The sequence below is a fragment of the Antricoccus suffuscus genome (genome assembly GCF_003003235.1).
Taxonomy (GTDB): Bacteria; Actinomycetota; Actinomycetes; order Mycobacteriales; family Antricoccaceae; genus Antricoccus; species Antricoccus suffuscus.
Genome location: NZ_PVUE01000028.1, coordinates 18,302 through 39,400 on the forward strand (window position 1 = coordinate 18,302; position 21,099 = coordinate 39,400).

The window sequence follows — 21,099 nt, forward strand, 5'->3', positions numbered from 1 at the left end:
CACAGTGACCAGTACAGATCCACAGGCGACTGGCTCGACCACGGCGACCGGAGCCCCGGCGCCGAGCGATCGCAACTCGCTGACGATCGGATCCAACGGACCGATCCTCCTGCATGACCACCACTTCATCGACCAGATGGCCCATTTCAACCGCGAGAAGGTTCCCGAGCGTCAGCCGCACGCCAAGGGCGGCGGCGCATTCGGCACCCTCGAAGTAACCGAGGATGTCTCGCAGTACACCAAGGCCTCCCTGTTCCAGAAGGGCGCCAAGACCGAGAGCCTGGTCCGCTTCTCGACCGTAGCGCTCGAGGCCGGCTCCACCGACACGGTGCGCGACCCGCGTGGTTTCGCGATGAAGTTCTACACCGACGAAGGCAACTACGACCTCGTCGGCAACAACACGCCGATCTTCTTCATCCGTGACGCGATCAAGTTTCCGCACTTCATCCGTTCGCAGAAGCGGTTGGCCGGCAGCCACCTGCGCTCGGCCGATATGCAGTGGGACTTCTGGACTCTCAACCCCGAGACGGCGCACCAGGTCACCTGGCTCATGGGCGATCGCGGCATTCCGCGTAGCTGGCGCAACCAGGACGGCTTTGGGTCGCACACCTACCAATGGGTCAACGCGAACGGCGAGAAGTTCTGGGTCAAGTACCACTTCAAGACCCAGCAGGGCATCGAGACGCTCACTAACGATGAGGCTGCCCAGCTGCGCGCCGAGGACCCGGACTACCACATCCGCGACCTGTACGAAAACATCGAGAAGGGCAACTTCCCGACGTGGAGCGTCGAGGTGCAGGTCATGCCCTACGAAGATGCCGCGTCGTACCGGTTCAACCCGTTCGACCTGACAAAGGTGTGGCCGCACGCGGACTACCCGCGCATCAAGGTCGGGACCTGGACCCTTAACCGCAACCCGGACAACTACTTCGCGCAGATCGAGCAAGCCGCGTTCTCGCCGTCCAACCGGGTGCCCGGCATCGGCTTCAGCCCCGACAAGATGCTGCTTGGCCGCGTGTTCGCCTACAGCGACGCACAGCGCAACCGGATCGGCACCAATTTCCACCAGCTGCCGGTCAACCGGCCGAAGGTACCGGTCGACACCTACATGTTCGACGGTGCGATGGCCTATGACCACTCGGGCAGCCAGCCGACGTACGCGCCCAACTCCAAGGGCCGCGCCTACTCCGACGGCCCGGGCGACTCCGAAGAGGCATGGGCAGTCGACGGCGAGCTGCTGCGCGCGGCGTACTCCTTGCACTCCGAGGACAGCGACTTCGTCCAGCCGAACACGCTCTACACCAAGGTGTTCGACGACGGTGCTCGCGATCGCCTGCACCACACCGTCGCCGGTGCGCTCGGAACGGTGACCGACGCCGTCTACAAGCGGGCCATCGAATACTGGACCAACGTCGCCCCCGACGCGGGCTCCGCGATCGACGCGCTCGTCAAGGGCACGAAGTAACTGTCAGTTAGGACTGCTCGGCGAGGGCAGCACGCCACTTGCCGAGCAGTTCGGACTGTAATCCGAACATCTCCCGCTCGTCGTCGGGCTCCATGTGGTCATAACCGAGCAGGTGCAAGATCCCATGTGTCGTGAGCATGTGCAGCTCGTCCTCGAACGAGTGCCCTGCCGCTGAGGCCTGCGAGATCGCGACGGCCGGGCACAACACGATGTCGCCGAGCAACTTCGGGTCATCGTCCTCCTCGTCGTCGTCGATGTCCGCGGGCGCGACGCCCGGCCGGCCTTCGGTGCTCAGCTCGTCCATCGGGAAAGCCAGCACATCGGTCGGTCCTTCCTCACCCATCCACCGCTCGTTTAGTGACGACATGTGCTCGACGTCGACTATGAGCACCGACAGCTCGGCAAGTGGGTGGACCTTCAGTTCACCCATCACGAACGACGCGAGCGCGGACAGCTTCGCCTCGCCGACCGGCACGGTCGACTCGTTGCTGATCTCTACACTCATGCGTGCCGCCTCGGCTCGCCGTTCGAGCTTCTCGTCGGCGGGCCCGACGCGGCATCCTCATCAAAGCGCGCGTACGCATCGACGATGTCGCCAACAAGCCGGTGCCGTACGACGTCGGTGCTCGTCAACTCGACGAACTTGATGTCGTCGAGGCCATCCAGGATGCTGCGTACGACGCGCAGTCCCGACTTCTGCCCGCCGGGAAGGTCGATCTGGGTCACGTCGCCGGTGACGACGATCTTCGCACCGAAGCCAAGGCGGGTCAGAAACATCTTCATCTGCTCGGCGGTGCTGTTCTGCGCCTCGTCGAGGATGATGAAGGCGTCGTTGAGCGTCCGGCCCCGCATGTATGCCAGCGGCGCGACCTCGATGGTGCCGGCGGCCATCAACCGCGGGATCGACTCGGGGTCGATCATGTCGTGCAGGGCGTCGTACAAGGGTCGCAGATAAGGGTCGATCTTCTCGTACAAGGTGCCGGGCAAGAAGCCGAGCCGCTCCCCTGCCTCGACGGCCGGCCGGGTCAGGATGATGCGGTTAGCTTCCTTGTTTTGCAGAGCCTGCACCGCTTTTGCCATGGCAAGGTAGGTCTTGCCGGTGCCGGCCGGGCCGATGCCGAACGTGATCGTGTTTTCGTCGATCGCGTCGACGTACCGCTTCTGGTTGACGGTCTTGGGTCTGATCGCTCGTCCGCGACGGGAAAGAATATTGAAGCTCAGCACGTCGGCGGGACGCTCTGACGAGCCGTTGCGCAACATGTCGATCGTGCGGCGTACGGCGTCCGCGGTCATACCGTGGCCGGAGTCGACTAACGCGAGCAGCTCGTCGAACACTCGCTCAGCGAACGCCACCTCACCGGCCGGACCGCTCAACGTGACGGTGTTGCCGCGCACGTGCACCTGCGCGCCGACGGATGCTTCGATTACCCGCAGTAGCTCGTCGCGCACACCGAGAATGGACACCATCGGTGTAGTGGACGGGATTTCTAGTGATGCGGTGGTGACGACATCAGGCTGCGGCTCATCGTGGCTGGCATGATCAGATTGCTGCTTATCAGTACGGGGCACGAGTGCGGCGGCCTTCACTTTCATGGCTTGGCGCGTATTAACGCGGTGTTCGGTAGTTAAACCAGTGTAGATAGCAAAACACTCGAGCACCATCGATAATTCCGTGGCACCGACGCCGTCCGATGTCAACCATCCGGTGACGCTGGGCGTCTGGACCGGTATGACGCTGACCATGCCAACATTTCACCGCGCCGCCGGCGTGGCGCGCGGGTCAGATTCTGCGTCGCGACCAGCAGATACAGTGGTGGCTCACGACACGCAACTGAGACCTAGGGGCTATCTGGCGGTGCGCCAACGGGACGAGCCGGTGTACGGCGATGCCGACGAGGCACTCACCAAGCTCTATACCGAGCACTATCGGTCCCTCGTGAGACTGGCCGCAACCCTGCTCGACGACCCCGGCGCGTCCGAGGAGGTCGTCCAGGACGCCTACGTGAAGATGTACGGCGCTTGGAAACGCATCCGCGAGCCTGCGGCGGCGATCGGCTATCTGCGCACCACCGTGCTCAACCTCGCCCGATCTCGGATGCGGCGGCGGCTAGTGGCCCGCAAGCACGCGCCGAAACCGCCGCCGGACGCGCCGTCGGCCGAGTCCGGAGCGATGGAAAGCATCGAGCAGGATCGCGTTCTCGCCGAATTGCACGCTCTTCCCGCGCGCCAAAAGGAGGTCCTCGTTCTGCGCTACTACAACGACCTTTCCGAATCGCAGATCGCCGACACCCTCGGCATCAGCAAGGGTTCGGTCAAGACTCACGCATCCAGAGGTATGACAACCTTGCGCGCCCAACTGGGCGAACGGATCGGCGGTGCGCGATGAACCGCCCTGACCGCGACGAGACCCACGGCCCCGAATCGATGCGGGACGTGTCAGACGAGCACCTCGAGGCGGCGCTGCGCGATGCGCTGAGGGCGCGCGCCGAGTCGACCCAGATTTCTGGTGCCGGCCTCAGCACGATCCGCGAACGTGTTGGCCGGCGCACCCGGATGCGTGTATGGCGCCCGGTGCTGGCCGCTGCCGGAGCGGCCGCGGTCATCGTGGGCGCGGCCATCTTGCCGCACGCCTTCTCGGCCGACGGCCGGCAGGACGGTACGGCGGCCTCGTCGGCGAGCGACCGGACTCCCACCGACTCGGCCCCGCGGTCCTCTACGACCAGTGCTCCCGAGTCGGGAAAGGCCAAGAACCCGTCCGCGACGGCCGTCATCGGCAAACCGGCACCGATCAGCTCGAAAACGCCGACGATGTACCCGATGGCTAACACTCAGCAGACCGCAGACGCGCTCAAGGGCTCATATCAGCCGGATGGCGTGCTCGCCCAAAGCCCGGAGCAGCTGGCGAGCTCGTTCGTCACCACCGCCACGAGCGGCGCCTCTGGACCGGTGACGACCAGCAAGGCGACCTCGAGCAAGAGCTACGTATCGGGCAGCGACGGCGCCGTCGTCCGGGTCTTTGGCCAAACCGGAAGCCTCATGACGGTGGTTTACCTCAAGGCCGTGACGGTCGAGGCCAAGACGGCGTACGTCGTGATTGGCGCGTCGCTACCCGGCGGGGATGCAAATGCGCAGTTGACCATTGACGCACCCAAGGTGACGTCCTCACAAGTGATCGCCTCAGGCAAGCTGCGCGGCGAGCTGCGTGCCGGCAGCGCCACCCTGAGCACTGCAGCGTTGGAGTCAAAAGCCGACGCCACGGTCGCCACCATGCCCGTGTCGGTCAGCATCGCCAGCCTCACGGGCTCGACGACGTGGACCGAGTCTCTCAAGGACACCGTCAAGCCGCACGCGGTCGTGGCGTGGACATCCGACGCAAAGGGCACCATGACCGGGCTAGTGGGCACTACGATCGGCTGATCGCGTCCCACCGTCCCGTGAGAGCGCTGATTACCGCGACGGCGGCCAGACCGGCACTCGACGTACGCAACACTTCGGGCCCAAGGTGTACGACGCACGCCCCGACGCCCCGGAGGTCGGCCACCTCGTCCGGACTCACTCCCCCTTCGGGCCCGACGATGACCATGAGGTCGCTGACTCCCGAGAAGGACTGCTGCATAAGGGATGCCGTCGCACTCTCGTGCAGCACAATCGTGCGCTGGTCCTTAGCGCGCTGCAGAAGCTCGCGGGTTGAGATCAACGGTGCAATGATCGGGACGCGGGTACGACGACTCTGCTTGGCGGCCTCGCGCGCGGTGACCGCCCACTTGGCTACGCCCCTCGCGGCCTTCTGCGGGTCAGACCATCGCGCGACGCAGTTACGCGACTGCCACGGGACAATCTCATCGACCCCTGCCTCGGTCAACAACTCGACCGCGAGAGAGCCACGGTCGGCCTTGGGAAGCGCCTGAACAACGGTGATGGTCGGGCGGCGTACCGGGTCGGCGCCGTGCCGGACGACCCGCGCCACGAGAGTCCGGGCCGCGACCGACTCGACCGCGCAGTCGGCGAAAGCGCCGGCCCCGTCGGCGATCCGGATCTGCTCGCCTACCCTGATCCGGCGTACTTTCGCCGCGTGCAGGCCTTCGTCGCCGTCAAGCGTCAGCGAAGTGGCTCCGGGTGGGATGGTCCCGATGTAGAAGACCGGAAGCTGCCCCGACGCCGTCACGCCTCAGCGACCGTTAAATGCGTCGCGCATCCGCGAGAACAGACCGCCACTCGGGTTGGCCTTGGTCGAAGCCTCGCCCTCCTCGCCGCGCAGCTTCGCCAGCTGACGCAACAGATCCTCTTGCTCGTCATCGAGTCGGACCGGCGTCTTAACTTCGAGATGCACAATCAGGCTGCCGCGTTGCGTGCTGCGCAACCGCGGCACGCCTTTACCGCGCAGCGTGATCTTGTCTCCGGGCTGGGTGCCGGCCTTGATCTCAAGCGACTCCACCGACTCGTCGAGATTGACCAGGTCGAGCGTCGTACCCAGCGCTGCCGAGGTCATCGGCAACGTGACGCGGCAATGCAGATCGTCACCCTCGCGGGTGAAGATGTCGTGCGCTACCTGGTTGATCTCCAGATAGAGGTCGCCGGGCGGGCCGCCACCGGGGCCGACTTCGCCCTGCGACGCCAGGCGGATCCGCATGCCGTCCTCGACGCCCGCCGGGACCTTCGCCGATACGGTGCGCCGCGAGCGCACTCGACCGTCGCCGCCGCACTTTTGGCACGGTGACGGGATCACCACTCCGGTCCCGTGGCACACGTGACACTCGCGCGAGACCATCATCTGACCAAGCATGGTGCGCTGCACCGCCTGTATCTCACCGGTGCCAGAGCAGGTCCCACACTCGGCAGGACTCGTGCCGGGCGCCGTACCGGCTCCCTCACACGAGTCGCAGAGGATCGCGGTGTCTACGACGAACTCCTTCGTCGTACCAAACGCGATCTCGGCGAGGCTGAGTTCGACACCGAGCAGCGCGTCAGCGCCGGGTCGGATCCGGCTGCGGCGCTGACGGGTGTTGCCGCCACCGCCACCGAAGAACGCGTCCATGATGTCGCCGAATCCACCGAACCCGGAGAATCCGCCGGCGCCGCCTCCCATGCCACCGCCCGGCGCGTACGGATCGCCGCCCAGGTCGATGATGCGCCGTTTCTCGGGGTCGGTGAGGACCTCGTACGCCGTCGAGACTTCTTTAAACTGCTCTTGCGCGTGGGGATCAGGATTGACGTCCGGATGCAGGTCGCGAGCGCGCTTACGATAGGCGCGCTTGATCTCCTCCGGTGTCGCTTCCTTGCTTACGCCCAGGATGGCGAAGTAGTCCTTAGCCACATTTCTCCCATGATTCGGAAATAGTTTGGTGCAGTACAAGCAGTTAAGTCGTTGACAGCAGCCGTCCAATATAGCGAGCCACGGTCAGCACCGCGCTCATATTCGCCGAGTAGTCCATCCTCGTCGGACCCACAACTCCGAGGCCGCCCAGCCGGTTGGTCTGTTCGCCGTACCCGATCGCGACGAGCGCGGTCGAGCGAAGTCCCTCGACCTCATTCTCCTCGCCGATCGAGACATACAGTCCATCGGGATGCGCCGACTCGTCTATCAGCCGCAGAAGTACGACGTGCTCCTCGAGCGCTTCGAGGACCGAGCCGAGGCTTTGGGTGAAGTCCGCGGCATTTCGTGTGAGGTTGGCCGCGCCGCCGATCACGATCCGGCTCTCGAACGGTTCGACCAGCGCGTCGAGCAGGACGGTGCACAGGATCGACATCGTCGGCCGCAACGGCCGGTCCACCTGCTCAGGCAGCTCCGCGACAACCGGCGAAGACTCGGCCAACTTGACGCCGGTCAGCGCGGCGTTGAGAACGGCACGCAGCAGCGCGATGTCGTCGGCATCTAGGTCGGTCGGGACGTCGGTCACGCGTTGCTCGACCCGGCCGGTATCGGTGATGACGACCGTCATCACCCGGTTCGCCGCCAGGGGGACCAGCTCAATGTGCCTGATGCTGCTGCGCGAGAGGCTCGGGTAGGACACGACGGCGGCCTGCCGAGTCACTTGCGCGAGCAGCCGAACGCTACGTCGCAGAATGTCGTCGAGGTCAACCGCGCCGGAGATGAACTTCTCGATCGCCTTGCGCTCGGCCGCGGAGAGCGGCTTGAGCGTGGACAGCCGGTCCACGAAGAGGCGATAGCCTTTGTCGGTAGGAATCCGCCCGGCGCTGGTGTGCGGATGGGTGATGTAGCCCTCATCCTCCAGCTGCGCCATGTCGTTGCGCACGGTGGCCGCGGAGACGCCGAGTCGATGGCGTTCGACGATCGCCTTGCTCCCCACTGGCTCACGGGTCGAGACGAAATCCTCGACAATTGCCCGAAGGACGTCGAGCTTGCGGTCTTCGCTAGCCACGACGACACCTCCTGAGTCTTGCGAGCTGGGCGCGTTGCGCCACTAAAGTCGGTTGGCACTCGGCTACTCTGAGTGCCAAAATTCCAGTGTACGACGGATCCGACGTCGCTATTCGGCAACGAGGCGTTACTTCCGATACGCCGTACCCATAAAATATCTGTAGCAATGAAATATCTACAGCAATGCCACACTGCGCTAGCGATCAGGAGCCGTCGTACATGATCTTCAAAGAGGTGCGGGACGGACGCCCGTACCCCGATCATGGATTCTCGGCGCGCGACTGGGCAAATATCCCGCCACGTCAGGTGCGGCTGGCCGACCTCATCACCACCAAGCGCGAGCTCGCCTTGGACAAGCTGCTGTCGGACGAGTCGACCTTCTACGGTGACCTGTTCTCGCACGCCGTCCAGTGGAATGGCGAGCTCTACCTGGAAGACGGGTTACACAGGGCCCTGCGCGCGGCGCTGCATCAGCGCACTGCATTGCATGTCCGGGTGCTTAACCTCGACGACCTGCTGCCCCGGTCCACCAACGAGTAGGCGATCGATGGATCGACGCGGTCAGCTCACCAGAGATCGGATCACCGCGTCCGCGAGCAGTCGGCCGCGCAACGTGAGTACGGCGCGCCGGTTCGCGTGCTCATCGCGCTGCAGCAAGCCGTAGCCGACCATCTCTTCCACGGTCTGCTGCTGCGCTCCGTCAAGATCATCAACGGGAAGTCCGGCACGCAGCCGGATCTGAAGCATGATGTATTCCATTCGCCGTTGACGCTCATCGAGCCGCTCACGACCATGTGCCGGGCTCAGTCCGGCCTCGAGCCTGGAGGCGTACGCCGCCGGGTGCTTGACATTCCACCAGCGCACACCGCCGACGTGACTGTGCGCGCCTGGGCCGACCCCCCACCAGTTGCCGCCCTGCCAATAGATCTCGTTATGCCGACAGCGGGCGGCGGTATCGGTGGCCCAGTTGGATACCTCGTACCAGAGCAGCCCGGCCTTACGCATCGCTAGATCCGCTTGTTCGTAACGGTCCGCGAGCACATCATCGTCCGGGGCGGGAATGTGACCGCGTGCGATCTTGCCCGCCAGCGCCGTACCTTCCTCGACGATGAGCGCGTATGCCGACACGTGGTCCGGGCCAGCGGAAAGCGCCGCGTCGAGGCTGGTTTGCCAGTCCTCGTCGGACTCTCCAGGTGAGCCGTAGATGAGGTCGAGGTTGACATGCTCGAAGCCGGCAGACCTGGCCTCGGCAACGGCCTCGAGCGCCCGCCCCGGCGTGTGGGTGCGGTCCAGGACGCGCAGCACGTGCGGCACCGCCGACTGCATGCCGAGCGAGAGCCGGGTGAAACCCGACTCTCGAAGCCGACGCAGGTACGACGGCGACACCGACTCAGGGTTGGCCTCCGTCGTGATCTCTACGTCGTCGGCCACGTCGAACTCGTGGTAGATCTCCCTGATCGCGCTGGCCAAGTGGTCGGCCGGCAACAGCGACGGCGTACCGCCGCCGACGAAGATCGTCTGGACCGGCGGCGCCTGGTCACCGAGTATCTGCCGCGCCATCCGGATCTCGCCGAGCATGAGGTCGATGTAGTTGGACTGCGATACGGTCGCCGACCCGTCCCGCGCCGTCAACTCGCTCGCGGTGTAGGTGTTGAAGTCGCAGTAGCCACAGCGGGTCGCACAAAACGGCACGTGCAGGTAGAAGCCGAACGGCGTCGACGCTGCGCCGCTCTTCGCGGACTCGGGCAATGCGCCGTCGAGGGGCGCGATTTCGCCCTGAGGCAAGGTGGAAGGCACCCGACTATCTTGCCCCGATCAGCGTCTTTGGTGCCGGATCGCCACGGCTCTCATCGCATGCAGAGCACCACGTCGGTGTCGTCGTGCGCGAGTCTGCTGGTGATGTCGAAGATCGACTCGACGGCGCCGTACGTCGCTCGGTCGGTGCGCAGGAACGACAACGCGTCATCCCAAACGATGGTCCGTGGACCGCTGGGCAACCAGGACAGGTCACCAAGACAGTCGTACAGCGCGTCCAGATTGTGACCGAAATAGTCCGGGAAGTGCAGCGCGCCAGCGATTCTCGCTAGCAGTTGCGCCTTGTTGTCTGCCTTGGGCACGACGTACACCCGGCGTCCTTCGGCCTGCGCGCGAAGGACGATGGTTGCGGTCGAGGCCACCGGCCCAATGTGCCTGATCATGAGTCCTCCTCGATGCGCTGGAACGACGCGTAATGGTCTCCGGTGTAGTAGAACTCACCGCCATCACCGGCGATGATTCGCCGCGCTCCCCGATCACTCTCGCCTGGCGTCGGCACCGTGTACTCGTGGTAGTAGCCGCCGGACTTGAGCGGAAGCAGCTTCTCGAAGTTACCGAACGTCGACCCATCCTTCTCGTACGGAAACGGCCCACCTGCCTTGATGAGCTTGAGAGTCTGCGCGGCCTCCTTCGGCAGGGCGGACAGTGCGACCGTCGAGGCACCGGTCGCGGCATCCGTCGCCACCTGCGACGAGGTCACGCCCGACTGCGCCTCGGGCCCGTCACTCGTCGTACCACCACGCACGAGGAAGAACCCGGCAATCACCAGCCCGACAACGACCAGTACGGCGGCCGCGGGTTTTCTGCGCATCAACCGGTCGAACACCTTCATGAACTGCCGATAGGTCATTCGATCTCCTTAGCCGGAACAAAACGCGCCGACTAATCGTAGTAATTGGTGTGGCCGCATCCGCACTGCGCGACCAATTGAGGAGTCCAGATGGCCCAGATCATCAACGAAGACGGCACGCCGATTGTCGACGTACCGACCACGCCGCGTACCGACGGCCCGTATGCGAACTTCGGTACCCCACACATCGACCTCGGCACACCCCGCGCTTTCACCGTGCGCGACCTGACCGGAGGCAAACACCCGCTACGCACCAAGACCGGCTGGCGGGTTGTCGGGATTGTCGCCCTGATGGTTGCGATCGTCGTCGGGCTGATCGCCCTGTCCGTCATGGCGCTCGTATTCGTCGTACCCGCGCTCGTCCTGGTCGGGCTAATCCTGTGGGTGCGTTCGAAGTTCACCGGCAAAGGCGTCGGCGGTTCGGGGCGCGGCCGCGGTTCGGTGATGACGACGTCGTAACCTTTCGTCGTGAGTGAAAACGATCGAGACGGCGACCGGACTCGCATCGGGGATGCCGAGCGCGAGGCGGCCATCATGCGGCTGAGCGAGGCACACGCACTGGGCCAGCTCGACGTCAACGAGTTCAACGAACGCACGGCAATCGCGAGCACGGCGAAGACCGCCGGAGACCTCGCGCCGTTGCTGGCGGACCTGCCAGGCGGGCAGGCCGTGCCGAAGCCCGCGCCCCGGCACACGCCCTCCCTCTCGTCGTACGCGACCGTTGTCGGGACCGACTGGCATGACGGTCGAGACGAGTTGCGCCGCCGCGCGGACGAAGGCGACGAAGATGCTCAACGGCGCGTCGCCATGGCGGCGCTGAGTACCTGGGTGCTGGTTGCGTTCATCACCACCGCCGTTTGGCTCGCCACCGGGTTTGGCGGCGATCACGGCGGCTTCTGGCCGATCTGGCCGATGATCGGGCTCGGCATTCCACTGGTCGCGGCGATGGCGCGCTGGAAATTCAAGTAGCAGTGCCTTTCGAGTAGCCCAGTCTCCGCGCCAGTTTGGCGGCCGACGTACGATCCGAGACATGTTCTCAGTCTTCGTATCCGCACCCAATCCCGACGATCCGATTGCCGCGCTCGAACTCGGTGAGCGCCCCGAACCCGAAGCCCCAGACGGTTGGACTCGTGTCGAGGTCAAGGCCGCGTCACTCAACCACCACGACATCTTCTCGCTCAAGGGCATCGGTCTTCCCGCCGAACGCATGCCGATGATCCTCGGCACCGACGCCTCAGGCATCGACGAGGACGGCAACGAGGTCCTCATCCACTCGGTGATTTCGTCTCCCGGATGGACTGGAGACGAGACGTTCGACCCGAAGCGTTCGCTGCTGTCTGAAGTCCATCAGGGCACGATGGCCAAGTACGTCGTCGTACCAAAGGGCAACCTCGTCGCCAAGCCTGCTGAGCTGTCGTTCGAAGAGGCCGCTTGCCTGCCGACCGCGTGGCTTACGGCGTACCGGATGCTCACTAACGACTCGCGGCTCAAGCCTGGCAACACCGTGCTGATCCAGGGCGCCAGCGGCGGCGTCGCGACGGCCGCCATGTCGATCGCCCGGGCCATCGGCTTGCGCGTGTGGGTCACCGGCCGCAGCGAGGAGAAGCGGCAGGCCGCTCTGGGTCACGGCGCGCACGAAGTGTTCGAGACCGGCGCACGGCTCCCCGGCAAGGTCGACGCGGCCATCGAGACCGTCGGCGAGGCCACCTGGTCGCACTCGCTGCGTTCGTTGCGCCCCGGCGGCACGCTTGTCGTGTCCGGTGCGACCAGTGGCCCCAACCCGAAGGCGGACCTCAACCGGGTCTTCTTCCTGCAGATGCGCATCATCGGATCGACGATGGGCACCCGCACCGAGCTCGAAGGGTTGCTTGGGCTGTGCCGCGACACCGGCCTGCGCCCGGTCATCAACGAAGTGCTCCCCATGAGCGAGGCCAAGCGGGGCTTCCAGGCAATGGTCGACGGCAACACCGCCGGCAAGTTCGTCTTCACCAACTAGCCGCGCCCGCACGCCGAACCGCAACGGCGCCCACCCCCTCGCCGCGGGTGGGCGCCGTTGTGCTGTGCGGTCTCCTAGTCGATCAAAGCGCCGCCGCGAAGCTCGTGCCAGTACTCGAGCTCGTCGGCCGGGCTGCCGATCTCCTCGAGCGGGTCGCGCTCGATGAGGTGCTCGCGGGCGTATAGCCGGGCCACGAGCGCCTTGCGGCCGCCTGCGTCGGCGGGCTCCATGCCGGCCTGCTCGAGCAGAACCGCGGCGGCGTACACGTTGACCATGTGCTGAGCCAACGGGTAAAGACGCGCCTCGGCGGTCGGCCCGTCGAGGGTGCGCCAGCGCTCGAGGGCGGACTCGACCTGCGTCAGCCGGTTCTCGGTGACCGAGGTCGTCCAGTCATCGCCGCCGCTTTTGCCGATGGCATCGCGGATGCGTTCGAAGAACGGCAGGTGCGCCTCCTCCTTGAGCATGGCGCGCTTGATGTCGAGACACAGGATGTTGTCGGCACCCTCCCACACGGTGTTGACCTGAGCGTCTCGCAGGATCCGCGCTACCGGCCACTGCTCGATGTATCCGTTGCCACCATGAATTTCGATCGCGTCGCTCGCGGCGGTGATCCCGAGCCGCGCGGCGCGCAGCTTGATCAGCGCGGGCCCGATTCTCAGCTGGGGGCCGAGATGGCCGTCGAAGACGAGGCCCTGGACGGCTTCGACCTCGACGATCAGCTCCGCCAGCTTGCGCTGCATGAGCGGGTGCGCATCGAGAGGCGCCTGGAATGCCTCGCGGACCGACGCGTAGCGAAGTGCCTCCACCAGCGAGCGGCGCGCGCAGCCAAGTCCCATCATGGCCACGCCGAGCCTGGAGTCGTTCGTCAACTCCATCATGCGCGCCAGGCCGCGCCCCTCACCGGCGCGGTCGCCGCCCGGCTGCTCCTCATCGGGCGCCAGCATGAACGCCTCTGCGTCTACCAGTTCGACTTCTGCCGAGGCCACCGACTTGGTACCCAGCTTGTCCTTGAGCCGGCGAATGCGGATGCCGTTGCGTGACCCGTCGGACCGTTCACGCAACACAAGAAACGGGACGACACTGCGCGAGGTATCGGGCGCCCCCTCGGGCTTGGCGAGTACGACGTACGCCGCACCGTTGACGTTGGACACAAACCACTTCAGCCCGTTGAGCAGCCACGTGCGTCCGTCGCGGCGAGCAGTCGTCTCCAGTGCGGCCAGATCCGATCCACCGGTGCGCTCGGTGAGTAGCTGCGCCGTCTCCCCCGTGAGCTCGCCCTCCGCCAGGACTTCTTTGACGCGCACCTTCGCGTCCGCTGGCGCGAACTGGTCGGCCATCTGGATGACCATGTCGCCGCCGGTCCCCATCGCGCAGGCCATGCCGATGTCCGCCTGGTCGAGCAGATAACTGCGCGCGACAGAGAGCGGAGCGACATCGACGCCGGCCCGAGCGGCTTCGGCGCGGAACTCCGGCGAGCCGAAACTGTTGTCGATCAGGGCATTTCTGGCGGCATGGAACGACTCGGGCATCACGACCCGACTGACATCGTGACCCCAGCGGTCATACCGCTCAAGCTGGGGCGGGTTCTTGTCGGTCCGCTCGGCACACTCGGCGATGGGACCACCCATCAGCGCGCCAACGCGCTGCAGGTGTGGCCGCGCCCAGGCCAGGCCGGCGTCGCCAAGATGGTTGCGCATCTGGACCTGCAGTGTCGGATCGCAGTCATACCAGTTCAGCCCCACGGCGCCGGTGTAGCGCTCGGACGCGTAGCGGCGGGACTTCTCGGCGCTGCCGTGCGGAAGCTGATCAACAGGTTCAAGCAGATATGGCCTCATGCTCGTATGTTACGAGCGTTTGGCCAACGTACCTAGCCGCTACTTCGGCTTCGGGGCATCGTCGGTCGACAGCGCCGCGATGAACGCGTCCTGCGGCACCTCGACGCGGCCAACCATCTTCATCTTCTTCTTGCCCTCTTTTTGTTTCTCGAGCAATTTGCGCTTGCGCGTGATGTCACCGCCGTAGCACTTAGCGAGCACGTCCTTGCGAATCGCGCGAATCGTCTCCCTAGCGATGATCCGGCTGCCGATCGCTGCTTGAATCGGCACCTCGAACTGTTGGCGAGGTATCAGCTCACGCAGCTTCGCGGTCATCCGCACGCCGTACGCGTAGGCCTTGTCCTTGTGCGCGATCGCGCTGAAGGCGTCGACCGTCTCGCCCTGCAGGAGGATATCGATCTTGACCAGGTCGGAGAGCTGCTCACCTGCCTCTTCATAGTCGAGCGAGGCATAGCCGCGGGTGCGCGACTTCAACGAGTCGAAGAAGTCGAAGATGATCTCACCGAGAGGCATCATGTAGCGAAGCTCGACCCGGGTCTCGGACAGATAGTCCATCCCCTGCAGGTTTCCGCGTCGGGACTGGCACAGCTCCATGATGGCGCCGGTGAACTCGGTCGGCGCGATGATCGTGCATTTGACGACCGGCTCGTGTACCTCGGCGATCTTGCCTTCGGGCCAGTCGCTCGGGTTGGTGACGTGCAGCTCGCTGCCGTCATCGGTCACGACTCGGTAGACGACGTTGGGCGCCGTCGAGATAAGGGTGAGGTCGAACTCCCGCTCCAGGCGCTCGCGGACGATCTCCATGTGCAGCAGCCCGAGGAACCCACACCGAAATCCGAAGCCAAGGGCGGTCGAGGTCTCCGGCTCCCACATGAGGGCAGCGTCGTTGAGCTGAAGCTTGTCGAGCGCGTCGCGCAACAGCGGGTATTCCGAGCCATCCACCGGATAGAGACCCGAGTAGACCATCGGCTTCGGGTCCCGGTAACCGCCGATCGGCGTGGCCGCCGGCCGATTGAGCAGCGTGACGGTGTCACCGACGCGGGACTGACGCACGTCCTTGACACCGGTGATCAGATAGCCCACCTCTCCGACGCCGAGCGACATCACCGGCGTCGGGTCGGGTGAGATGACGCCGAGCTCAAGCAGTTCGTGCGTCGTACCGTTGGACATCATTTTGATGCGCTCGCGGCTGGAGATGCGGCCATCGACCACCCGCACATAGGTGATGACGCCGCGGTAGATGTCGTAGATCGAGTCGAAAATCATCGCCCGGGCGGGGGCGTCAGCGTCGCCAACCGGCGCGGGGATGTCCGCGACAATCTGATCGAGCAGCTCCTCGACCCCTTCCCCGGTCTTGCCGGATACTCGCAAAATCGAGTCGGGATCGCAGCCGAGGATGTGTGCGATCTCCGCGGCGTACCGCTCGGGTTGGGCGGCCGGCAGGTCGATCTTGTTGAGCACCGGGATCACTGTGAGGTCGTTTTCCATCGCGAGATAGAGATTTGCGAGAGTCTGCGCCTCGATGCCCTGCGCGGCGTCGACCAGCAGCACGGCACCCTCACAGGCGGCCAGGGACCGGGAAACCTCGTAGGTGAAGTCGACGTGCCCCGGCGTGTCGATCATGTGGAGGGTGTAACCGCGTTTATCCACGCCTGCCCACGGAAGCCGGACGTTCTGCGACTTGATCGTGATGCCGCGTTCGCGCTCGATGTCCATCCGGTCGAGATACTGCGCACGCATCTGACGCTTCTCGACAACCCCAGTCACCTCGAGCATCCGGTCGGCCAGCGTCGATTTGCCGTGGTCGATGTGCGCGATGATGCAGAAGTTGCGAATCATCGCGGGATCGGTGTACTCGGGGTTGCTCACTCAGGTCCTTAGGTTTTTGTGTGGCCTTCGACGCCCTGCTTTGTGTTTCGGGGCAGATACTTGGTATTCTATTCAATCGTGCGCGGGGAAATCGCGCCCACTAGATCTTCATCAGTTACATCATCAGTTCACAACACCGAACGAGGCAAACTTCGTGGCGAACATCAAGTCCCAGATCAAGCGGAACAAGACCAACGAGCTTGCGCGTCAGCGCAACCAGTCGGTCAAGTCTGCTCTCAAGACCTCGGTGCGCACGTTCCGTGAAGCGGCAGCTGCCGGCAAGAGCGACGAGGCGGCCACCGCTCTCGTCGCGGCCTCGCGTGAACTCGACAAGGCCGCCAGCAAGGGCGTCATCCACCGCAAGCAGGCCGCCAACCGCAAGTCGGGCATGGCGAAGATGCTTGTCGAGCTGCAGAAAAGCTAACCAGCGCTTTCCACTGAACGCCGTCGGCGTCGTCTATCCAGGCGACACCGGCGGCGTTTGGCGTACGCCGATGGGGCCGGTCGTGCTAGCCGTCCTTCGCCGCGCAAATGTCCAGAATCGCCTTTTCAATCGCCCACTGCGCATTAGTCGCGTTGCCCTTCACATCCCCGTTGAGGGTCGCAACAATGCTCATTGCGCGAGTGAGCGCAGGCGCCGTCCAGCCTCCTGCATTTGACCGCACCTTTCGGATTTTCCACGCCGGCATGCCGAGTGTGCGCGCGAGCGTATTAGGGTCGCTACGACCGGCCGCCGCGACTCTTGCGACCTGGCGGACACTTTCGGCGATGGCATCGGCCAGCACGACTTCCGGAGCCCCGTCACGAAGTGCCCACCGCAGCTGCTCCAGCGCCCGGCCGCGACGGCCAGCGACCACTTCGTCCGCTACGGCGTACACCTTGACGTCGGCGCGGCCGCGGTAGTAACGCGCAACAGTTTCGGTGGTGATCGAGCCCCCGGAGTCCGCGACCAGCTGCCGCGAAGCACTCGCCAAACTGCGCAAGTCCTCGCCGACCGCCTCGATCAGCGCGGCCGCAGCCTTAGGCGCAATCGTCCCACCGGCCGCGGCAACTTCAGCACGGATGTACTTCATCCGATCGTCGGCGGTCTTCACCACCGGTACACGCTCGACCAGCGCGCCACCCTTTTGCAGGTCCATCGCCAACGCCTTGGCCCGCCCTCCACCGGAGTGCTGCACGATCAGGCAGATCTCCGGATCCGGTGCTGCGACGTACGACTTGATCAGTGAGACGATCTCCTTGGTCGACTGCTCGGCATTGTCGAGTACGACGATCCGCTCCCCACCGAACAGCGCTGGGCTCAGCGCGTCGGCAAGGTCGGCCGCGCCATCACTCGCCGCGACCACCCGCGTCACCGGCATATCCGGCTCATCGCGGGCGGCGCGCTGCGCGGTGATCATTTTCGCGGTTGTTTCCGAGCGTAAATACTCGTCTTCGCCGATCACAAGGACGACGCGTTCGGCAGACTGGCTCATACCGACAATCCTGACACGACGCCCGGACACTCACTCAGGTAGGCGGTACGACCGGTTCGTGGGTGACGACCTCGAGTTTGCCGCCCACCACGGTGACAGCTAGATCACCCTGTAGATCCGTGCGATACGAGTCCATCCCCAGGGATGCGAGCGTCGCCATCGTCAACGGCGACGGATGGCCATAGGTGTTTCCGGCGCCAACCGACACCAACGCAATCTGCGCGGTCGTCGCTGCGAAGAAGTCCTTGAGCTGATAGGCAGACCCGTGGTGCGGCACCTTCAGCACGTCGACGTCGAGCAGGGCGGGCTCTCCAATGATGTCGGTCTGCTCTTCGATCTCGGCGTCCCCCGGCAGGAGAAAGGAGAACCCGCGCACGTCGACGCGGACGAGCACCGAATTATTGTTGGGATCCGAATGCGTGTCCGTCTCGCGCTGCACCGGTCCGATCACGGTGATGCGCACGTCGCTGACGTAACGCTGCTCGCCGCGGACCGCATCGCGAACCGGGACGCCCAGCTTGGTCGCGATAGAGTCCACCCGCTGGGAGGCGCTAATCGGATCGTGCAGCGGACTGACATCGATCTCGGCGACAGATCTTCCGCGGACCGCTCCTTCGAGTCCGCCAATATGGTCTTCATGTAAATGGCTGAGCAAGATCATCGGCATACTGTCGATCCCTAACTCGGTGAGGCACCGATCGATGGACACCGACTCCGGGCCGGTATCCACCACGATCGCGGACCCGTCTCCCGTGTGGATGACCACGGCGTCACCCTGTCCGACATCGCAGGCGACCACCAGCCAGTCAGTGGGCGGCCACGGCCTTATCGCCGCCCTGATTGGGATCGATACGACCAAGCCTCCGACAACGATTCCAGCGACCGCGGCACGGATCCCAGGCCGACTGCGGGTGGCGCGCGCCACCACCGCGGTAGCGATAAAGCAGCCGACGAGCAGTCCCGCTCCGGTTAAGCCGGCCGGCCAGTCGATCCGCGCTTCGGGAATCGCGCTCGCACGGTCCGCCACTCCGATGAGCCACCGCACGCTGAAACCCGCGAGCCAACAGCAAGCGTCCGCGAGTGCCGGCCACCAGGTCGCGCTGACCGCGGCGATGACGCCGAGAATCGTCGCCGGCGCGACTACTGGCGCCGCGAGCAGGTTTGCCGGTATCGAGACGAGGTTCAGCATCGGATATAGCGTCACGATGATCGGCGCGGTCGCGAGTCCCGCCGATGCCGCGACGGCAACCGCCATCGCGAGCGGTTTGGGCATATACCTAGACAGTCGTGCTGTCCAGGGCGGACTGAATATCACGATGCCGCCCGTCGCGACCACGGACAACGCGAAGCCCGCCGCGGTCGCGAGCGATGGAGCAACAAACAGCAGCACAATCACCGCGGCTGCTAGCGCGGGAATCGCGGCGCGTGGCCTGCCGGATGCGAGCGCGATCAGGGTCACCACGCCCATCGCGGCCGCTCGGAGCACGCTGGGTTCAGGCCTCGCGACCAGGACGAATGCGATGAGCAGGCAGGCGGCGAAACCGATTTGCGCCATGAACGGCAGCCGAGTACGCCGAGCAAGCCACAGCCCAGCTCCGGTAATAATCGCCACGTTGGCGCCGCTCACGGCCATGAGGTGGCTAAGCCCGGTCTGCTTGAACTGCGCATCGATGATCGGGTTGATCTCCGAAACGTCGCCGTCGACGAGCGCAGTGAGCACCGCGGCGGCGTCCGGCGCAAGTGCCCGCTGGCTGGATGCGGCCAAGTCCGTGCGAATCGTGCCGGCAACGCGCTGCACTATTGAGGCCTGACCGACAAAACGAGGCGGGCCGCGCTCCGACATCATCGCGTCCACACCGCCACGTAGCGGGAGCGACAACATACCCGACAGCACGACCTTTTGGCCGGGCAGTTTGCCAAGCCACGGCTTTGCGCTTCCTATGACAACAACCTGCCCATCGAGCCGATACCGGGTATGACCGGTCTCGAGTACTGACACGTCGACGGTGACCACCATTCTCGGCGGCGTACCCGAGGGCTGGTTGCGATAGACCCGAGGATCGGTCGCGACTGCGCCTTCGACCTCGACGTACCGCCCATGCAGCGCGGCCTCGCGCAGCGGCGACGACAAAGCCTCGGACTGGCGAATGAGGCCGACCGTGAGCGCGGCCAGCGCGGCGGCCCCGGCTAGCAAGACCGGGAGCACCCACCAGTCTCGGACGCCTAATAGCCATCGCTTCGGAGCGAACATCGCCGCGCCAGCGACCGCCGATGCCACCGCGGCAATGGCAAACGCCCACCACCCGAATGCCCGACTGGTGCTATTGGTGATGATTGTGCAAATCCACGCGAGCCCGGCAGCCGGTACTAGTCGAAAGTCTCCCCCGAGCCGCTCAGCTGGCATGTCAGACCGTCACCAGGTCCTTGATGCTTCCCATAATCGACGGACCGATGCCCGAGACGTTGCTGAGGTCCTCGACCGACTTGAACTTGCCGTTCTTGGTCCGAAAGTCGATGATTCGGGTCGCGATCACAGGGCCAATTCCCGGAAGCGAGTCGAAGTCCTCGGCCGATGCCGTGTTGATGTTGACCTTGGCGCCGGTCCCCGTTGGCGCCGTGCCGCCTTGCGTAGCGGACGCCTGCGCTCCACCGGGCACGCCGACCGCTATCTGCTCCCCGTCCGAGAGCACCCGAGCTAGGTTGACCGTGGTGAGGTCCGCGCCGGGACTGATGCCCCCACAGGCGGCTATCGCGTCCGCGACGCGCGAGCCTTCCGGCAGCGTCACCAGACCCGGCGTAGCGACGTACCCGATAACGGACACGACGATCGTCGCGGCAGCGCTCGGACTCGCCTCGGACTGAGGTGCCTCAGTTCCGGACGTCCTCGTGTTCGTCGCCGCGGATAGCGCTGGGGGCGACACGGGCTCCGAGGTTGGCCGGCTGAACCACGTCACTGCGGAGGCAATGACCGCGGCCACCACGGCCGTGATGACAAAAGCTAGTACCGATCGGCGATCCGCGACCAGCCGTGGGCGTGGCTCCGGTTGGGCCTCGGCTTCTGAGACGGGCTCGTCGATGCTTCCGTCATCGCTGCCAAGGATTGACCGGACCCGTTCGATGGACTGGTCTCGCTCCTGTGCTCCCGGCCTACGCAACTCCACGATCGTGACGCTAAGTCCATCGTCGCTTCCTCACCCATGGCCAAACGTCGCATTGTGGAAACACGCCGTCCTGTGCACAACTGCGCTCAATCGCCGGCAGGTACGCGTTAGGCGGCGTAGAGCACTTCGATGAGTCGTTCCTCGATGTGGGAGTAGTCCACGTGACTGGTGTGCGGTGGTGTGCCGGGTAGTCGTGGTGCGCGGGAGGTGTATTCGTGTCCGGTGGGTGTGGTGGTGGTGACGGTGTGCCGCGG

The 21,099-nt window shown here is 65.0% G+C and carries 21 protein-coding genes; 8 read left to right on the forward strand and 13 right to left on the reverse strand.

Annotated elements, in window-relative coordinates:
- The first annotated feature begins 4 nt into the window (after nt 1-4).
- Nucleotides 5-1,465, forward strand: a complete 1,461-nt coding sequence (locus CLV47_RS20685) for a catalase (RefSeq protein ID WP_106351024.1) — start codon at nt 5-7, stop codon at nt 1,463-1,465.
- Between the two features lie 7 nt (nt 1,466-1,472).
- On the opposite strand, the gene ybeY is transcribed toward CLV47_RS20685, so the two are convergent.
- Nucleotides 1,473-1,970, reverse strand: a complete 498-nt coding sequence (gene ybeY, locus CLV47_RS20690; RefSeq protein WP_106351025.1) for an rRNA maturation RNase YbeY — start codon at nt 1,968-1,970, stop codon at nt 1,473-1,475.
- A complete protein-coding gene (locus CLV47_RS20695; RefSeq protein WP_202862723.1) occupies nt 1,967-3,058 on the reverse strand; it encodes a PhoH family protein in 1,092 nt (363 codons plus the stop codon). Before CLV47_RS20695 ends, ybeY begins: the two co-directional genes overlap by 4 nt.
- Before the next feature lie 79 nt (nt 3,059-3,137).
- Between CLV47_RS20695 and CLV47_RS20700 the strand changes: the two genes are divergently transcribed.
- Together CLV47_RS20700 and CLV47_RS20705 are read left to right on the forward strand one after the other, a co-directional pair.
- Nucleotides 3,138-3,851 carry a SigE family RNA polymerase sigma factor gene (locus CLV47_RS20700; protein ID WP_202862724.1) on the forward strand — a complete coding sequence of 238 codons (714 nt, stop codon included), beginning with the start codon at nt 3,138-3,140 and terminating at the stop codon, nt 3,849-3,851.
- Nucleotides 3,848-4,882, forward strand: a complete 1,035-nt coding sequence (locus CLV47_RS20705) for a hypothetical protein (RefSeq protein ID WP_106351026.1) — start codon at nt 3,848-3,850, stop codon at nt 4,880-4,882. The genes CLV47_RS20700 and CLV47_RS20705 overlap by 4 nt, the downstream gene beginning before the upstream one ends.
- Here CLV47_RS20705 and CLV47_RS20710 read toward each other — a convergent pair.
- The 3 genes from CLV47_RS20710 to hrcA are packed head-to-tail and all read right to left on the reverse strand — an operon-like array spanning nt 4,869 to nt 7,845.
- Nucleotides 4,869-5,630, reverse strand: a complete 762-nt coding sequence (locus CLV47_RS20710) for a 16S rRNA (uracil(1498)-N(3))-methyltransferase (protein WP_106351027.1) — start codon at nt 5,628-5,630, stop codon at nt 4,869-4,871. The genes CLV47_RS20705 and CLV47_RS20710 overlap by 14 nt on opposite strands.
- Before the next feature lie 3 nt (nt 5,631-5,633).
- Nucleotides 5,634-6,779 carry a molecular chaperone DnaJ gene (dnaJ, locus tag CLV47_RS20715; protein ID WP_106351028.1) on the reverse strand — a complete coding sequence of 382 codons (1,146 nt, stop codon included), beginning with the start codon at nt 6,777-6,779 and terminating at the stop codon, nt 5,634-5,636.
- 43 nt (nt 6,780-6,822) lie between these two features.
- The gene (gene hrcA / locus CLV47_RS20720; protein ID WP_106351029.1) at nt 6,823-7,845 is read right to left on the reverse strand and encodes a heat-inducible transcriptional repressor HrcA; all 1,023 of its coding nucleotides are present in this window, start codon (nt 7,843-7,845) and stop codon (nt 6,823-6,825) included.
- Nucleotides 7,846-8,063: 218 nt separating this feature from the next.
- Here hrcA and CLV47_RS20725 point away from each other — a divergent pair, with 218 nt between their 5' ends.
- Nucleotides 8,064-8,384, forward strand: coding sequence for a type II toxin-antitoxin system VapB family antitoxin (locus tag CLV47_RS20725; protein WP_106351047.1), 321 nt, complete (start codon nt 8,064-8,066; stop codon nt 8,382-8,384).
- A gap of 21 nt (nt 8,385-8,405) precedes the next feature.
- On the opposite strand, the gene hemW is transcribed toward CLV47_RS20725, so the two are convergent.
- From hemW to CLV47_RS20740, 3 genes are read right to left on the reverse strand one after another with little or no spacing between them, the layout of a single operon-like run.
- Nucleotides 8,406-9,641, reverse strand: coding sequence for a radical SAM family heme chaperone HemW (hemW, locus tag CLV47_RS20730; protein ID WP_106351030.1), 1,236 nt, complete (start codon nt 9,639-9,641; stop codon nt 8,406-8,408).
- A 50-nt stretch (nt 9,642-9,691) separates the two neighbouring features.
- A complete protein-coding gene (locus tag CLV47_RS20735; RefSeq protein WP_106351031.1) occupies nt 9,692-10,042 on the reverse strand; it encodes a barstar family protein in 351 nt (116 codons plus the stop codon).
- Nucleotides 10,039-10,509: a guanyl-specific ribonuclease gene (locus CLV47_RS20740; RefSeq protein WP_202862725.1), complete on the reverse strand. Its 471-nt coding sequence runs from the start codon at nt 10,507-10,509 to the stop codon at nt 10,039-10,041. The genes CLV47_RS20735 and CLV47_RS20740 overlap by 4 nt, the downstream gene beginning before the upstream one ends.
- Nucleotides 10,510-10,599: 90 nt before the next feature.
- Here CLV47_RS20740 and CLV47_RS20745 point away from each other — a divergent pair, with 90 nt between their 5' ends.
- The 3 genes from CLV47_RS20745 (at nt 10,600) to CLV47_RS20755 (ending at nt 12,505) form a co-directional block, all read left to right on the forward strand.
- Entirely contained in the window at nt 10,600-10,968 is a 369-nt protein-coding gene (locus tag CLV47_RS20745; RefSeq protein WP_106351032.1) for a hypothetical protein, read from the forward strand.
- 9 nt (nt 10,969-10,977) lie between these two features.
- Nucleotides 10,978-11,478, forward strand: a complete 501-nt coding sequence (locus CLV47_RS20750) for a DUF1707 SHOCT-like domain-containing protein (RefSeq protein ID WP_106351033.1) — start codon at nt 10,978-10,980, stop codon at nt 11,476-11,478.
- A gap of 61 nt (nt 11,479-11,539) precedes the next feature.
- The gene (locus CLV47_RS20755) at nt 11,540-12,505 is read left to right on the forward strand and encodes a zinc-binding dehydrogenase (protein ID WP_106351034.1); all 966 of its coding nucleotides are present in this window, start codon (nt 11,540-11,542) and stop codon (nt 12,503-12,505) included.
- Between the two features lie 74 nt (nt 12,506-12,579).
- Here CLV47_RS20755 and CLV47_RS20760 read toward each other — a convergent pair whose 3' ends face one another.
- Both CLV47_RS20760 and lepA read right to left on the reverse strand, forming a co-directional pair.
- A complete protein-coding gene (locus CLV47_RS20760) occupies nt 12,580-14,340 on the reverse strand; it encodes an acyl-CoA dehydrogenase family protein (protein ID WP_106351035.1) in 1,761 nt (586 codons plus the stop codon).
- A gap of 39 nt (nt 14,341-14,379) precedes the next feature.
- The gene (gene lepA / locus CLV47_RS20765) at nt 14,380-16,209 is read right to left on the reverse strand and encodes a translation elongation factor 4 (protein WP_272946815.1); all 1,830 of its coding nucleotides are present in this window, start codon (nt 16,207-16,209) and stop codon (nt 14,380-14,382) included.
- A gap of 154 nt (nt 16,210-16,363) precedes the next feature.
- Here lepA and rpsT point away from each other — a divergent pair, with 154 nt between their 5' ends.
- Nucleotides 16,364-16,633: a 30S ribosomal protein S20 gene (gene rpsT / locus CLV47_RS20770; protein WP_106351036.1), complete on the forward strand. Its 270-nt coding sequence runs from the start codon at nt 16,364-16,366 to the stop codon at nt 16,631-16,633.
- An 85-nt stretch (nt 16,634-16,718) separates the two neighbouring features.
- Here the strand turns inward: rpsT and holA are convergent, their stop codons facing one another.
- The 3 genes from holA to CLV47_RS20785 are packed head-to-tail and all read right to left on the reverse strand — an operon-like array spanning nt 16,719 to nt 20,845.
- The gene (gene holA, locus CLV47_RS20775) at nt 16,719-17,684 is read right to left on the reverse strand and encodes a DNA polymerase III subunit delta (protein WP_106351037.1); all 966 of its coding nucleotides are present in this window, start codon (nt 17,682-17,684) and stop codon (nt 16,719-16,721) included.
- 34 nt (nt 17,685-17,718) lie between these two features.
- Entirely contained in the window at nt 17,719-20,088 is a 2,370-nt protein-coding gene (locus tag CLV47_RS20780; protein ID WP_106351038.1) for a ComEC/Rec2 family competence protein, read from the reverse strand.
- Nucleotide 20,089: 1 nt separating this feature from the next.
- Nucleotides 20,090-20,845 carry a ComEA family DNA-binding protein gene (locus tag CLV47_RS20785; protein ID WP_106351039.1) on the reverse strand — a complete coding sequence of 252 codons (756 nt, stop codon included), beginning with the start codon at nt 20,843-20,845 and terminating at the stop codon, nt 20,090-20,092.
- Nucleotides 20,846-21,099: the final 254 nt, after the last annotated feature.